Source organism: Mesorhizobium sp. J428, from assembly GCF_024699925.1.
In the GTDB taxonomy this organism is placed as follows: domain Bacteria; phylum Pseudomonadota; class Alphaproteobacteria; order Rhizobiales; family Rhizobiaceae; genus Mesorhizobium_A.
Map to the genome: position 1 here is coordinate 4,250,852 of NZ_JAJOMX010000001.1, position 13,022 is coordinate 4,263,873.

At 64.9% G+C, this 13,022-nt stretch carries 12 protein-coding genes and 3 pseudogenes; 4 read left to right on the forward strand and 11 right to left on the reverse strand.

The annotated features are described in order from the left end of the window. Positions 1-180: 180 nt before the first annotated feature. Entirely contained in the window at positions 181-447 is a 267-nt protein-coding gene (gene rpsU, locus LRS09_RS21335; protein WP_257808913.1) for a 30S ribosomal protein S21, read from the forward strand. Between the two features lie 29 nt (positions 448-476). On the opposite strand, the gene LRS09_RS21340 is transcribed toward rpsU, so the two are convergent. Further along, positions 477-989 (reverse strand): DinB family protein, encoded by a 513-nt coding sequence (locus LRS09_RS21340; protein ID WP_257808914.1) that lies wholly within the window; start codon positions 987-989, stop codon positions 477-479. Between the two features lie 62 nt (positions 990-1,051). Between LRS09_RS21340 and LRS09_RS21345 the strand changes: the two genes are divergently transcribed. Both LRS09_RS21345 and ndk read left to right on the forward strand, forming a co-directional pair. Next, complete coding sequence (locus LRS09_RS21345; protein ID WP_257808915.1) at positions 1,052-1,747, forward strand: glutathione S-transferase family protein; 696 nt, start codon at positions 1,052-1,054, stop codon at positions 1,745-1,747. A gap of 82 nt (positions 1,748-1,829) precedes the next feature. Further along, entirely contained in the window at positions 1,830-2,252 is a 423-nt protein-coding gene (ndk, locus tag LRS09_RS21350; RefSeq protein ID WP_257808916.1) for a nucleoside-diphosphate kinase, read from the forward strand. A 49-nt stretch (positions 2,253-2,301) separates the two neighbouring features. Here the strand turns inward: ndk and LRS09_RS21355 are convergent, their stop codons facing one another. The 6 genes and pseudogenes from LRS09_RS21355 to LRS09_RS21380 all read right to left on the reverse strand — a co-directional run bounded on the left by LRS09_RS21355 (position 2,302) and on the right by LRS09_RS21380 (position 9,060). After that, a complete protein-coding gene (locus LRS09_RS21355; RefSeq protein WP_257808918.1) occupies positions 2,302-4,488 on the reverse strand; it encodes a bifunctional diguanylate cyclase/phosphodiesterase in 2,187 nt (728 codons plus the stop codon). 310 nt (positions 4,489-4,798) lie between these two features. Beyond that, the gene (locus LRS09_RS21360) at positions 4,799-5,260 is read right to left on the reverse strand and encodes a molybdenum cofactor biosynthesis protein MoaE (protein WP_257808919.1); all 462 of its coding nucleotides are present in this window, start codon (positions 5,258-5,260) and stop codon (positions 4,799-4,801) included. A 2-nt stretch (positions 5,261-5,262) separates the two neighbouring features. Beyond that, on the reverse strand, positions 5,263-5,529 hold the full coding sequence (moaD, locus tag LRS09_RS21365) for a molybdopterin converting factor subunit 1 (protein ID WP_257808920.1): 267 nt from the start codon (positions 5,527-5,529) through the stop codon (positions 5,263-5,265). Continuing rightward, positions 5,522-6,113, reverse strand: a pseudogene (pgsA, locus tag LRS09_RS21370) (CDP-diacylglycerol--glycerol-3-phosphate 3-phosphatidyltransferase). Before pgsA ends, moaD begins: the two are co-directional and overlap by 8 nt. A 142-nt stretch (positions 6,114-6,255) precedes the next feature. Further along, positions 6,256-8,299 (reverse strand): annotated as a pseudogene (gene uvrC / locus LRS09_RS21375) (excinuclease ABC subunit UvrC). Next, a complete protein-coding gene (locus LRS09_RS21380; RefSeq protein ID WP_257808921.1) occupies positions 8,296-9,060 on the reverse strand; it encodes an SDR family oxidoreductase in 765 nt (254 codons plus the stop codon). Before LRS09_RS21380 ends, uvrC begins: the two are co-directional and overlap by 4 nt. Before the next feature lie 419 nt (positions 9,061-9,479). On the opposite strand from LRS09_RS21380, the gene LRS09_RS21385 reads away from it, so the two are divergent. Next, positions 9,480-10,142: an outer membrane protein gene (locus LRS09_RS21385; protein WP_257808922.1), complete on the forward strand. Its 663-nt coding sequence runs from the start codon at positions 9,480-9,482 to the stop codon at positions 10,140-10,142. A gap of 78 nt (positions 10,143-10,220) precedes the next feature. On the opposite strand, the gene LRS09_RS21390 is transcribed toward LRS09_RS21385, so the two are convergent. From LRS09_RS21390 to LRS09_RS21405, 4 genes and pseudogenes are all read right to left on the reverse strand, one after another. Further along, positions 10,221-10,817: a glutathione S-transferase gene (locus LRS09_RS21390; protein ID WP_257808923.1), complete on the reverse strand. Its 597-nt coding sequence runs from the start codon at positions 10,815-10,817 to the stop codon at positions 10,221-10,223. A gap of 79 nt (positions 10,818-10,896) precedes the next feature. Further along, positions 10,897-11,580 (reverse strand): ribonuclease, encoded by a 684-nt coding sequence (locus tag LRS09_RS21395; RefSeq protein ID WP_308240324.1) that lies wholly within the window; start codon positions 11,578-11,580, stop codon positions 10,897-10,899. 50 nt (positions 11,581-11,630) lie between these two features. Continuing rightward, the gene (locus tag LRS09_RS21400; protein ID WP_257808924.1) at positions 11,631-12,056 is read right to left on the reverse strand and encodes a hypothetical protein; all 426 of its coding nucleotides are present in this window, start codon (positions 12,054-12,056) and stop codon (positions 11,631-11,633) included. A gap of 58 nt (positions 12,057-12,114) precedes the next feature. Then, positions 12,115-12,980: pseudogene (locus LRS09_RS21405) on the reverse strand (23S rRNA (adenine(2030)-N(6))-methyltransferase RlmJ). Positions 12,981-13,022 lie beyond the last annotated feature (42 nt).

A 13,022-nucleotide genomic window follows, 5' to 3' on the forward strand; every position in this document is an offset into this window, starting at 1 on the left:
CGAAAGTGCGTTTAGAGACTTCGGAGCTTCGCGCTTGCCGCGGTCGAAGGTTTTTTCCGCGGGTGGGGTGCATTCTGGCGCAAAGCTGTTAACATGCGCGACGCAGAAATCGCCGGATCGTGATTTCATCCGACCGGTGCGCTCGCATCCCGAAATTCCAGACCGAGGTTAGGATATCCATTGCAGGTACTCGTTCGCGAAAACAATGTCGACCAGGCTCTCCGTGTCCTGAAGAAGAAGATGCAGCGTGAAGGCATCTTCCGCGAGATGAAGGCGCGTCAGGCATATGAGAAGCCGTCGGAGAAGCGCGCGCGAGAGAAGGCCGAGGCCGTCCGTCGGTCCCGCAAGGCCGCCCGCAAGCAGATGCAGCGCGAGGGCCTGCTGCCAGCGCCGAAGAAGAAGGTCATCGAGCGCAAGGGCCCGGATCGCGGCCCGCGCCCGGCCTGAGTATACGATAGATCAAGACGTGCGGGCGGCTATGCGAATTGCCGCCCGTTTTCTGTTCGCTGGAAGTAGATCAGGTCGAGCGTCAGCGACGGTTTGCCGAGGCTGGTCAGGATCGTGTGCGCCTGGCCGCGATGATGGGTTTGGTGGTTGAAAATGTGCGCAAGCGCCGGCGCCAGCCGCTGTGACACCGTGCGCATGTCCGTGACGGTCATGTACGTAAAACGGCCGGTCAGCGCCTTTTCGGTCAGGCCTTCGACATAGTTGGCGATCCTCTGGTCCTCCGCCTCGCGCGCGGCGCGCAGCTTGGCGACGTCGGAGAAGAGGATAGTGTCGAGCGTTGCAGGTGCCTGCCCTTCGCCGGTGAAGCGCTTCATCCAGATGCGGTCAGCGACGAGTATATGGTTGAGCGTCGCCATCATCGACCTGAAGAAGGCGCCGGTGTCGCGATTTAATTCGTCTTCCGACAATTCGAGAGCCGCGTCGTAAAGCTGCCCGTTCGCCCAGCTGTTGTAGGCGGCGAACATGCGAAAATGCTGCTTCACGTCTTTCCCTTTCGAGTGATCTTGATCAGACTGGCTCTTAACCCCCTCCAGTGAAGACGCCAATGACCATTCTCCTCTACGAACTCGTGGGCGCCGATCCCTCGCGCCCGTTCAGCCCGCATGTTTGGAAGATCGCGCTGGCGCTGGCCCACAAGGGTCTCGCTTTCGAGACCGTGCCGGTGCCGTTCACAGATGTGCCGAAGATCGAGGGCGGGTTCTCCAAGACCGTGCCCGTGATCCGCGACGGCGGGACGTTGAAGAAGGAATCCTTCGACATCGCGGTCTATCTCGAGGAGACCTATCCGGATCGGCCGAGCCTGTTCAAGGGCGAGGGCGGCAAGGCGGCGGCGCGCTTCGTCGAGCGCTGGTCGCTGGCGGTGGTCCGTCCCTATCTTGGGGGTGCCGCGCTGATGGATATCTACGGGCGCCTCGCTCCGGCGGATCAGGCCTATTTCCGTCCGTCGCGCGAGGCGCGGTTCGGCGGCCGGTCTATGGAGGAGGTATCGGGAGAGCGGGAGGCCGGACTTCATGTCTGGCGCGCCGGACTGGAGCCGCTGCGCGACATGCTCTCGTATCAGCCGTTCATCGGTGGCGACGGGCCGCTCTATGCCGACTACATCGTCGCCGGTTTCCTGCAGTGGGTGAGAGTTGTATCGCCCTTCCGCTTCCTCGACCCGGCCGATCCGGTGGCCGCCTGGTTCGAGCGCTGCCTCGACCTGCATGGCGGCCTGATGCGCAGAGTGCCGGCGGCGGCGTGACGCGGCCGCGCCCCTTGGCAATCGCCGGGGCGGCGTGTATGGAGCGCCACCCATCCGAAAACATATCTGACAAGGACGAAAAATGGCCGTCGAACGCACGTTTTCCATGATCAAGCCGGACGCCACCAAGCGCAATCTGACGGGCGCGATCACCAAGATGCTCGAGGATGCCGGCCTGCGCGTCGTCGCCTCCAAGCGCGTGTGGATGAGCCGCCGCGAGGCCGAGGGCTTCTATGCCGTGCACAAGGAGCGCCCCTTCTTCGGCGAACTGGTCGACTTCATGTCGTCCGGCCCGACGGTGGTGCAGGTGCTCGAAGGCGAGAACGCGATCGCCAAGAACCGTGAAGTGATGGGCGCGACCAACCCGGCCAACGCCGCCGAGGGCACCATCCGCAAGGTGCACGCTCTGTCGATCGGCGAGAACTCGGTCCACGGCTCCGACGCGCCGGAGACCGCGAAGGAAGAGATCGCCTACTGGTTCTCGGGCACCGAGATCGTCGGCTGATTTCAGCCGGCCGCGCAGTTTCGAAAGCCGGGCCTCGCGCCCGGCTTTTTCATGCGCGCCGCCTTAATAACTCGGCCGTTGGCGCAAGCGACGGCGCGGTCCTTGCGCGGGCGAGGAAGTCGTCGGCCGACAGCGGCGGCGCGTAGAGATAGCCCTGGAACATCCGGCAGCCGAAGGCGCGCAGCAGCATTTCCTGCTGTACCGTCTCGACATGCTCCGCCACCGCCGCCAGCCCCAGCGTGTCGGCCATGGCCAGGATGGTGCGCACCAGTGCCCGGTCGCTCTCCCTCGTCTCGATGTCGGCCACGAAGGAGCCATCGATCTTGACCTCGTCGAACGGCATCTGCCGCAGATAGGCGAGCGAGGAGTAGCCGGTGCCGAAATCGTCGAGCGAGAATCGGATGCCGAGCCGGCGCAGCTCATGCATCCGTTCCGCTGTGGCCCTCTGGTTCTCGGCCATCACCTGCTCGGTAAATTCGAGCATCAGGCGCGAGGCGTCGACCGCGTGTTCCTCGATCAGACCCCGGACATGCTGCACGAAGTCCGGGCTGCTGAAGGATTTGGGTGACACGTTGACCGAAAGGCGCAGATGCGCCGTCTCGGGATCAGCCTGCCAGGTGGCGAGCGTCCGCACGCCCTTGGCGAGCACCATACGCCCGAGGTCGTTGATCAGTCCCGATTTCTCGGCGAGCGGGATGAAGCGGTCCGGCCCGACGGGACCGAATTCCGGGTGGTTCCAGCGCAGCAACGCCTCGGCGGAGACCACCCTGCCGAACTGGTCGACCTGCGGCTGGAAATGCAGGTGCAGGCGGTCCTCCGCAAGCGCGGTGCGCAGATCGGCGACGAGGCGGAACTCTTCGTTCTCGTCTGCGGTGGCAGACGGGTCGAACATCGCCATTGCGTTGCGGCCGGACGCTTTGGCTCTGTACATCGCGATGTCGGCGCGCTTCAGCACCTCGTCGACGCGCGGCTCGTGGCCGTCGAAGACGACGATGCCGACGCTTGCGGAGGCGTGATGCTCGACCGCGCCGATCAGGTGCGGCCGCGCGAGTTCGCGCAGCACGGCCTGGGCGGTGCGGTTGGCGCGCGCGGAGGCATCCGCGTCGGTCGCGCCCGCATCCTCGATGCAGACGACGAATTCGTCGCCACCGATGCGGGCCACGAGATCGCCCGGCTCGACACAGGCCGAGAGCCTGCCTGCGACCTGCACGAGATAGGCGTCGCCGATGTCGTGGCCCTCGCTGTCGTTGAGCGTCTTGAAGTTGTCGAGGTCGATGAAGAGCAGCGCGCCGCGTCGCGCCACATGGCGCGTCCGCTCCAGCGTCTCGCCGAGCCTATCGAGCAGGGCACGGCGGTTCGGCAGGTGCGTGAGCGGGTCGAAATAGGCGAGTTCCTTGATCTCGAGTTCCTGCCGTTTGCGCAGTGAAATGTCCGAGGCGTAACCGTGCCAGACGATGGCGCCGCCAACCCTTTCGGGCGCCGCCGAGGCACGCAGCCATTTCTCGACGCCGTCGGGCGTGCGGATGCGGAACTCGTGGTCCCAGTATTTGAACGCCCGGTGGCATTCCCTGAGCGAATGATAGTAGGCGTCGAGGTCTTCGGGAACGATGAGCCTGGTGAACGTCTCGGGGTCCTGCGCCTGGGGGGCGTTGGGGATGCCGGTCAGCCTGTGGAAGCCTTCGCTGTAGTACAGGACGCGGAACGAGCCGTCCGCCTCTCTGCTATACTGGAACAGGCCGCCGGGGATCTGCGTGATCAGCTTCTTGTAGTGTTCCTCAAGCTTGAGGCGCTTAATCGTCTCGGTGATCTCGCGAACCGATCCCTCGTAGAACAGGGGCTTGCCGGTTCGGTTGTGGCGCACGATTCGGGCCGATTCCGAGATCCAGATGCGCTCGCGCGTCTTGTGCCGGTAAATCTCGGAGACGAAGTCCTCGACATGGCCCTGCGAGTGCAGGATACGGCGGAATTCGTCGCGGCGGCCAGGTTCGACATACCATTCTCCACCGATGTCGTGGACGCTGGCCAGCATCTCGGCCTCGCTCGAATAGCCGTTGAGCTTCACCAGTGCCTTGTTGGCGGAGAGCTGTCGGCCGTCGATCGACGAACGATAGATGCCCTCGGAAAGGTGCTCGATGAGGTCGCGGCTGTTCTGGTGTTCGTAGGAGGCCTCGATCCAGCGGCGGCGGTAGGAGAGGGTGGTCGAGACGAGAACGCCAATGACCAGCGGGATGGACATGACTAGCAAGCCTGTCCCCGCTCCCAGCCAGAAAAGGTTCGCCAACGCGTCCAGCATCGCCCCTGAGGATTATCCGAGTAGGGAGAGCTTACGTCAGGGCATTTCCCAAAGCTCTAACTGACGTGAAAAACAGCAGGCACGGTTAATGCGGAATTTATATGCAGGCAAACAATGTGCATATGCCGCCAGGTCGAGGAGTGCAGCGCTTTCCACTTAGGGACTACCGCTGAAATAGCACGGCCGAATTCCCGCGATCTGTCCTTTTCATAGGATTTTACCCGGGAATTCGCGATGCTGGGCGATCAGGCCGTCAGGACCAGCGGCCGAGCGCTTCCTCGTCCGATTCCTTGGCGTCGACCCACCCGCCCTCGGTGCCGTCGGCGAGATGTTCCTTCTTCCAGAAGGGCGCGCGCGACTTGAGGAAATCCATCAGGAAGGAGGCGGCGTCGAAGGCGGCCTGGCGGTGGGCGGAGGCGGCGACCACCAGAACGATGTTCCCGCCCGGCGCGATGCGGCCGACGCGATGGATCGCCGCGAGCGCGGTCACCGGCCACCGCGCGGCGGCCTCCTCGGCGATCCGCCGGATTTCCGCCTCGGCCATGCCGGGATAGTGTTCGAGTTCGAGCGCGGCGAGCGCCCCGTCCTCGCTGCGGCAGAGTCCGCTGAAGGTGACGACGGCGCCCGAGTCGCCCAGGCCGGCCAACAGCGCCGAGACCTCGGCGGAGAGATCGAAATCCTCCTTCTGGATCCTGATCTCGATTCGGGCCGCCATGGCTAGCCGCCGGTCATCGGGGGGAACAGGGCAACCTCGCGCGCGCCGGCGACCGGCTCGTCGTGGCGCGAATGCTCCTGGTTGATCGCGACGCGGATCGCTTCAGGATGGCGCAATGCCTCCTCATAGCCTTCGCCGCGTTCGCGCAGCCACAGGAGAAGGTCGCGCACCGTCTTTACCTCGGCGGGAAGCTCGACCTCTTCTTCCGGAAGGCCGATACGTTCTCTGACCCAGGCGAAGTAGATGAGCTTCACGGCTGCCTCACTCATCCACCACGTGCTTCAGCCCGGCGCGGAAATAGTCGTAACCGGTGTAAAGCGTCACGATCGCCGACACCCAGAGAAGGGTGATGCCGACCTGCGTCGTGTAGGGGAAGATCTTGTCGCCTGCGGGACCGGCCAGCAGGAAGGCGATGGCCACCATCTGGATAGCCGTCTTCCACTTGGCGAGCCGGGTGACGGGCAGGCTGACCTTCAGTTCGGCGAGATATTCGCGCAGGCCCGAGACCAGGATCTCGCGGCACAGGATGACGATGGCCGCCCACAGCGACCAGCCGTGGATTGTCTCGACGGGATCGGCGGCAAGCAGCATGAGGCACGTGGAGACCAGGAGCTTGTCGGCGATCGGGTCGAGCATGCGGCCGATGTTCGACGTCTGTTTCCAGATGCGCGCGAGATAGCCGTCGAGATAGTCGGTGACGCTCGCCAGCACGAAGAGGAACAGGGCCAACCAGCGAGCGAAGTCGCTCGATCTCGAGTCGTCCCTCCAGATAGAAGCAGACGACGATCAGCGGCACCGCGAGGATGCGCCCGTAAGTCAGCAGATTCGGAATATTGTACGCCTTGCTAGCCATCCGCCGTCTTTTCGCTTCTCATCTCTGACTGTCAACAGATGCGGCCTCTTCCGGTCAACCGCAAGGGCCGGTTCCGCCGGCGCGCCGAACTATCGGTTGCGCCAGAGCCGATTCGCCCCTCCCGGCTCACTAATGGGATGAATCAGCCATTGTCGTGGAAGTGGTCGTAAATCTGTTTCGCGAGCGATTCCGACACACCCTCGACCGCCCTCAGATCGGCAAGTGCCGCGCGGCTTACGGCCTTGGCGGTGCCGAAGTGATGCAGCAGCGCGCGCTTGCGCGTTGGGCCGATGCCGGCGATCTCGTCGAGCGGGTTGCGCGTCATCTCCTTCTTGCGGCGCGCGCGGTGCGAGCCGATCGCAAAGCGATGCGCCTCGTCGCGCAGCCGCTGGATGAAGTAAAGCATCGGATCGCGCGGCGGCAGCATGAACGGGTCTCGTCCCCTGGCGAAGAAGCGCTCGCGCCCGGCGTCGCGATCAACGCCCTTGGCGACGCCCACCGCCGCCACTTTGTCGGAAATGCCGAGTTCGTCGAGGATCGCACGCACCGCCGACATCTGGCCCTGGCCACCGTCGATCAGGATCAGGTCCGGCCATGCAGGCATGGCATCGTCGTGCTCGGTCGGCGGCGTAGGTTCCTCGCCATGCTCTTTCACCAGCCGCGAGAAGCGCCGCTCCATCACCTCACGCATCATGCCGAAATCGTCGCCGGGCGTGATCGTCTCTGAGCGGATGTTGAACTTGCGGTACTGGTTCTTTGCGAAGCCCTCCGGCCCGGCGACGATCATCGCACCGACCGCATTGGTGCCCATGATGTGCGAGTTGTCGTAGACCTCTATGCGCCGCGGCGTATTGGCGAGGCCGAAGGTCTTGGCGAGGCCTTCGCAGCAGTGCGGCCTGGGTAGAGGTCTCGGCCAGCCGGCGGCCGAGCGCCTCGCGGGCGTTCTGGATGGCATGCGCCACAAGGTCCTTCTTCTCGCCGCGCGACGGCACGGAGATCGTCACCTTGCGGCCGGCCCGCGTGGCAAGCGCCTCGGCCAGGAGGTCCTGGTCCTCGACCGCGTGCGAGAGCAGAATCAGGCGCGGGCAGGGCTTGTCGTCGTAGAACTGTGCCAGGAACGCCCCCAGCACCTCGGCCGGCTCAAGCGCCGGATCGGCCTTGGGAAAATAGGCGCGGTTGCCCCAATTCTGGCCGGTGCGGAAGAAGAACACCTCGATGCAGCTCTGGCCGCCGTCCTGGTGAATGGCGAAGACGTCGGCCTCCTCGACAGATTGCGGGTTGATGCCCTGGTGTGACTGGACGTGCGAGAGAGCGGCGAGGCGGTCGCGGTAGATCGCGGCACGCTCGAAGTCGAGCTGCGCGGAGGCGTCCTGCATGGCGGCCGAGATTTCGCCCTTCACCTTCTGGCTGCGGCCGGAGAGGAAATCCGTCGCTTCCGAGACCAGCTCGGCATAGCCTTCGGCGGAGATTTCGCCGGTGCACGGACCGGAGCAGCGCTTGATCTGGTAGAGCAGGCACGGGCGCGTGCGGGTCTCAAACATGGAATCGGTGCAGCTTCTGAGCAGGAAGGCGCGCTGCAGCGCGTTGATGGTGCGGCCGACCGCTCCAGCAGAGGCGAAGGGGCCGAAATAGTCGCCCTTGCGCGAGCGCGCGCCGCGATGCTTGAAGATGCCCGGTGCCAGCCCGTCATTGGTGATCAGGATGTAGGGGAACGACTTGTCGTCCCGCATCAACACATTGAAGCGCGGCCGCAACCGCTTGATCAGATCCGCTTCGAGCAGAAGCGCTTCGATCTCGGTGCGGGTGACGACGAACTCCATCGACGCCGTCTCGCGCACCATCCGGCCGATGCGGTTGGTGTGGAAGCGACCCTGCGCGTAGTTGGTGACGCGCTTCTTGAGGCTGCGCGCCTTGCCGACGTAGAGCACGTCGCCGGCCTCGTTCATCATTCGGTAGACTCCGGGCGAATTGGGCAGGCGCTTCACCAGCGCCTGGATCAACTCCGCGCCGGCGAGACCTTCCGTATCGCGGCCGCCGCGGTCCCACAGCGCCGCCATCTCCGGCGCGGCGACATCCTCGACGATGGCGGCATCGTCGTCCTCCTGCTCGTCAGCGGCGAACAGGGCGACCTCATCGTCCGCGTCGGGCGCGGTCGGGTCTTCGATCTGGGCTTTGCGGGGACTCATTCCCTCATGCCTGTCACATCCGGCGTTTCCCACGCAAGATGCTGACCGCCGTCGATGGCGATCATTTGGCCGGTTACTGACATCGTCTCGAACAGGTAGCGCACCGTTGCGCCGAATTCGGGCAGCCTAGGCCCACGCTCGAGCAGCAGGCCGGCGATCTGCCGTTCGAAATCGCCGGGCTGCTGGCGGATGTTTGGCAGCGTCGGGCCCGGGCCGATGGCGTTGACGCGAATGCGTGGGGCGAGCGCCTGCGCCATGGTGCGCGTCGCGTCCCACAGCGCCGACTTCGACAGCGTATAGGAGAAGAACTGCGGATTCGGTCGCCAGACGCGTTCGTCGATGATGTTGACCACCAGCCCGGCCGTGTCGGGCGGCAGCGACTCAGCGAACCGTCGCGCCAGAAGCACCGGAGCCTTCACGTGCACGGCGAAATGCGCGTCCCACAGCTCCCAGCCGAAATTGCCGATCTCGTCGGGCTCGAAGATGGAGGCGCTGTTGACGAGGAGGCCCAGCGGGCCGACCTGCGCCGTGGCGCGGGCAACGAGGTCGTCGGCCTGGTCGGCCTTGGTGAGGTCGGCCGTGACCACGGCCGCCCTGCCGCCGTCACCAACAATATCAGCGGCGAGCGCCTCAGCCTCCGTGCGCGAGCGATTGCAGTGGATTGCCACGGCGAAGCCGTTCCTCGCCAGATCGCGGACGATCGCAGCGCCGATCCTGCGCGCGCCTCCGGTGACCAGCGCGACTCTTGGTTGATGAATCATGTAGGACGGTCCCCCGGGGCTACTTTTCGGAAATATATGGGGCGAAACGGAGGCCGCCAGTGCGGCCGCCGCCGGTTGCAGCCAATCCCTGACGCAGAAGGAGACAGCCGGATGGCGTTGCGTAAGCCGGCTCGATGATCTGGAAAATTAACCTAAAAATTTCAGTATCTTGCTAGGTGTTGTCCTAGCCGCGCGGCAGAGCGCATTCGGGGCCGGACGGCCTTCGGAATGACGCGTGTTGCCTTCGTGCAACGCCTTTTTCTCGCCGCACCGTCGCCCGCCAATGACCCGATTGGCGGTGCGGTCGCGCCGCATTTGGCTCCCATCTTCCGGCTCAGACCGAAGGGCGCTCCGTCTCCTCCCGATGGAACGTCGACCCTCGGCCAGCGTTTCGAGTTCCTGAGGCTAAGGAGACACCAATGAAAGCCAATCTCAAATTCGCCCGCCCGCTCGCCGCGGCAGCGGCTCTCGCCATCCTCGCATCGGCTCCGGCTTTCGCCGCCGACGCGATCATGGAGCAGGCTCCCGAGCCGGCGCCGGTCGACATCGTCCCGTCGGCTTCGACGGGTTGGGCCGGCCCCTACGCCGGTGTGCAGGCCGGTTACACCTTCGGCCGCGCCGACCTTCCGGGTGTGGGCCGTCATGACCATGACGGCTTCAACGGTGGCGCGTTCGCCGGTATACAGGGCCAGAACGGCAGCATCGTCTATGGCGTCGAGGGTGACGTCGGTTACAGCGGAGCCAAGGGCTCGAACGCCGGCATCGAAACCAAGTCCGGGGTAGAGGGCTCGCTGCGCGCCCGTCTCGGCTATGCCGTCAACGACCGTGTGCTGCTCTATGGCACCGGCGGCGGTGCTGCTGAAAACCTGAAGGCCAGCGACGCTTTCGGCTCCGACCGCAAGACGATGCTCGGCTATACGGTCGGCGCGGGTGCCGACGTGAAGGTCACCGAGCAGGTGTTCGTCCGTGGCGAGTATCGCTTCACGGACTACGGCAAGGAGACGTTCAATCTCGGTGGCGCCGCACAGGAGATCGATACCCACTCCAATAAGGTTCAGCTCGGTCTCGGCGTGAAGTTCTGAGACCAGCGCGTAGCCGCGTAACAGCAAAGGCCGGGGAGGCGACTCCCCGGCCTTTCTGTTTGATATATAGGGCCACTGCTAGCTCGGGATGTAGGCTGCGAGTTCGGGAAACTTTTCGTCGAACTTCTTCGCCCAGCGGACCAGCTTCGAGCGGCCTTTTTCCCACTGGCCGGCGAAACGCAGCGCGAGGTAGCCGATGAGGGCGCGCAGCGCGATGTGGCCAGCGGTGATCTTGGCCGGGATTTTCGGCGTGTTCGCGACCAGATGATCGAGCGAGCGCTCGACCTTCGACCACTGCCGTTCGAGCCAGGGCTGGTGAATCCTCTCTTCCGGGCGGAAGCGGCGCTCATAGACATGGGCGAGCAGGCAGTCGGCGATGCCGTCGGCGAGCGCTTCGAGCCGCTCGGCTTCCAGCCGTTTCGCGGCGTTGCGCGGAAACAGCGTATTGCCGGAGAGCCGGTTGAGGTATTGCGTGATGACACGGCTGTCGAACACTGCCTCGCCATCGTCGGTGATGAGCACCGGGATCTTGCCGAGCGGATTGGCGTCGATGAGCAGAGCCGGATCGGCATTCGTGTCGACCGTCACCGCCTCGCAGACGATGCCCGCATAAGCGGCCGCCATCCGGACCTTGGCGCTGTAGGGAGAGGCGGAGGAGTAGAGGATGCGCGGCATCTGTGTTCCCGGGTGAGGTTGAGGGCGGCGCGACACTATCCAGCCCCGGGCCGTCGCGGAAGCCCCGCCGCGCGCTGGTTCAGCCACCCCGGACAGGTGGCATCACGGCCTTGTCGAGACGGCAGTGGCGGCGGTCGATCTCGGGGCAGGCGCGGAACTCAAGGCCCTTGGTAAAGCAGATCCGGACCTCGCGCAGGTAGCGCCGATCGCAGGTGACGGCGACGCCGTCCGGCTTCAAACGGTCGTTGGCGGACAGGAACGACGCCTCGACCTCGTCGGGTCGGATGGTGCGGTAGGCGGAGAGCCGCTCGAACTCCTTCGGGATCTCAATCCGCGCGCGGGCAGCGCGCACGACGTCGAAATAGTCGCGCTGCGACAGGCCGGCGCAGGAGCCGTGCTTTCGCCACTGGTGACGGATCAGTCCGGCGGACGGCATCAGCGGCAGCATGCCGGAGACGATGCCGGGGGCGACGTCGCTCTCGCCCACCGGGCAGTCGGCCGGGTATCCGCGCTCGAACTGCGGCCACAGACCGTGGACAACGAAAGCATAGGGCCGGCCCGACGCACATTGCTGGCGGTTGGCGTCCGCGCCCTCTGCCTCGCAATAGCTCGGTGACCACGACAGCGACAGGACGTAGAAATCGAAGCCTTTTCCGGATTTTACGGGCGTCTGCGGATTCGATGCCGGAGCTGTCGGTGCAGGGCGGGCAATTGGCGTGTTCGGGGCGCTCGTAGGTTCTTCGCTGCAGGCAGCGAGAAGCACCGACAGGAGCAGGGCGGGAAGACCCGTCCGGCGAAGCGGAAGCAGGATCGTTACCTCAGCACCCGGCAGCGGCCGTTATAGACGTTCCAGCGATCGAAGCCCGAGACGCAGAATTCGACATTGTCGCCGATCGAAGCGAAGCCCATGCCTTCCTCGATGAGATACCAGATCGAGCGGGACTTGCCGTCGGACAGCTCCACGGTGGCGCCACAGTAGCGCCGCCCGATCGGCCATTGTTCCGAAGTCTGATTGTAGCGGTGCTGGTGAATGTCGTGGAACGCGACGATGCCGACATCGGGCAGGTTCGGCACATGCGTCACCTGATGCCGGAAGCGATGCGAGATCTTGCCGAGAAAACGCTGATCGGCGCACACACCCGGATCCGCGTAGTCGCGCACCATGTCCGCAGCCCTGGCCGTGCCGGATAGCGAGGCCAGTGCCACGACCATCGAGAGAAGCAATCCGAATCGCGCCATGGTACCCGCACTCCGCCTGTTTATCAGCGTCGGACACTCCTGCAACTTGCCTTCGCCGTCAACCGGGCTCGGCCTCTCCGGCAAGCCAATCGACCGACCAGGCGGCGCCGTCGTCCTGTGCCAGCACGTCGGCAAGCACGGGCAGAAGCAGCCTGAGCTCGTCCTCGATTAGATAGGGCGGATTGACGATGACCATGCCGGTGCCGTCGAGCCGAGGGTAATGGAGAGGCGCGCGGATGGTCAGCGTCGCGTCGAGGATGCGCGGGATTCCAAGCGTGGCGAGTTCTCCGCGGAAGCGCTGCACCTCCTGGCGGTCTTTCACCGGATACCAGAAGGCGTAGATCCCGCCCGGCCAGCGCCGGTGCGCCGTCCGCAGGCCGTCGAGGATACGGCCGAACTCGTCGTCGATCTCGAAGGGGGGTCGACCAGCACGAGGCCGCGCTTCTCCTTCGGGGGCACATGCGCGCCGAGCGCCAGCCAGCCATCGAGCTCGATGACGCGCGTGGCGAAATCGCCCGCGAAACGATTTTTCAGTTCGAAGGCCGCGTCGGGATGAAGCTCGATCGCCGTCAGCCTGTCCCGGCCGCGCAGCAGGCGGCGGACGAGCACCGGCGATCCCGGATAGACCGTGATTCCTCCGCCGGGATTGAGGTCGGCAATGCAGTCGAGATAGGGCCCAAGGAGGCCGCGGACGGCCGCTGGGAGATCACCCTGTCGCTCGACCAGCCTGCCGATGCCCGCCCGCCATTCGCCGGTCTTCTGCGCCCGTTCGGCCGTCAGATCGTAGAGGCCGCTGCCGGCATGCGTGTCGATGACGCGGAACGGCTTGTCCTTGCGCTTCAGATATTCGACGATGCGCACGACCAGCGCATGCTTGACCACATCCGCGAAATTGCCGGCATGATAGGCATGGTCGTAGTTCATGGATGTTCGGCCCGGAGCATGGAGGGGCCTCTACACCCGCCT

What these genes read in the sequence shown, in the direction of transcription:
- LRS09_RS21345 (WP_257808915.1), top strand. Translation starts at nt 1,052, where the DNA reads ATGACCATTCTCCTCTACGAACTCGTGGGCGCCGATCCCTCGCGCCCG.
- ndk (WP_257808916.1), top strand. Translation starts at nt 1,830, where the DNA reads ATGGCCGTCGAACGCACGTTTTCCATGATCAAGCCGGACGCCACCAAG.
- LRS09_RS21355 (WP_257808918.1), bottom strand. Translation starts at nt 4,488, where the DNA reads ATGTCCATCCCGCTGGTCATTGGCGTTCTCGTCTCGACCACCCTCTCC.
- LRS09_RS21360 (WP_257808919.1), bottom strand. Translation starts at nt 5,260, where the DNA reads ATGGCGGCCCGAATCGAGATCAGGATCCAGAAGGAGGATTTCGATCTC.
- moaD (WP_257808920.1), bottom strand. Translation starts at nt 5,529, where the DNA reads ATGAGTGAGGCAGCCGTGAAGCTCATCTACTTCGCCTGGGTCAGAGAA.
- LRS09_RS21380 (WP_257808921.1), bottom strand. Translation starts at nt 9,060, where the DNA reads ATGATTCATCAACCAAGAGTCGCGCTGGTCACCGGAGGCGCGCGCAGG.
- LRS09_RS21385 (WP_257808922.1), top strand. Translation starts at nt 9,480, where the DNA reads ATGAAAGCCAATCTCAAATTCGCCCGCCCGCTCGCCGCGGCAGCGGCT.
- LRS09_RS21390 (WP_257808923.1), bottom strand. Translation starts at nt 10,817, where the DNA reads ATGCCGCGCATCCTCTACTCCTCCGCCTCTCCCTACAGCGCCAAGGTC.
- LRS09_RS21400 (WP_257808924.1), bottom strand. Translation starts at nt 12,056, where the DNA reads ATGGCGCGATTCGGATTGCTTCTCTCGATGGTCGTGGCACTGGCCTCG.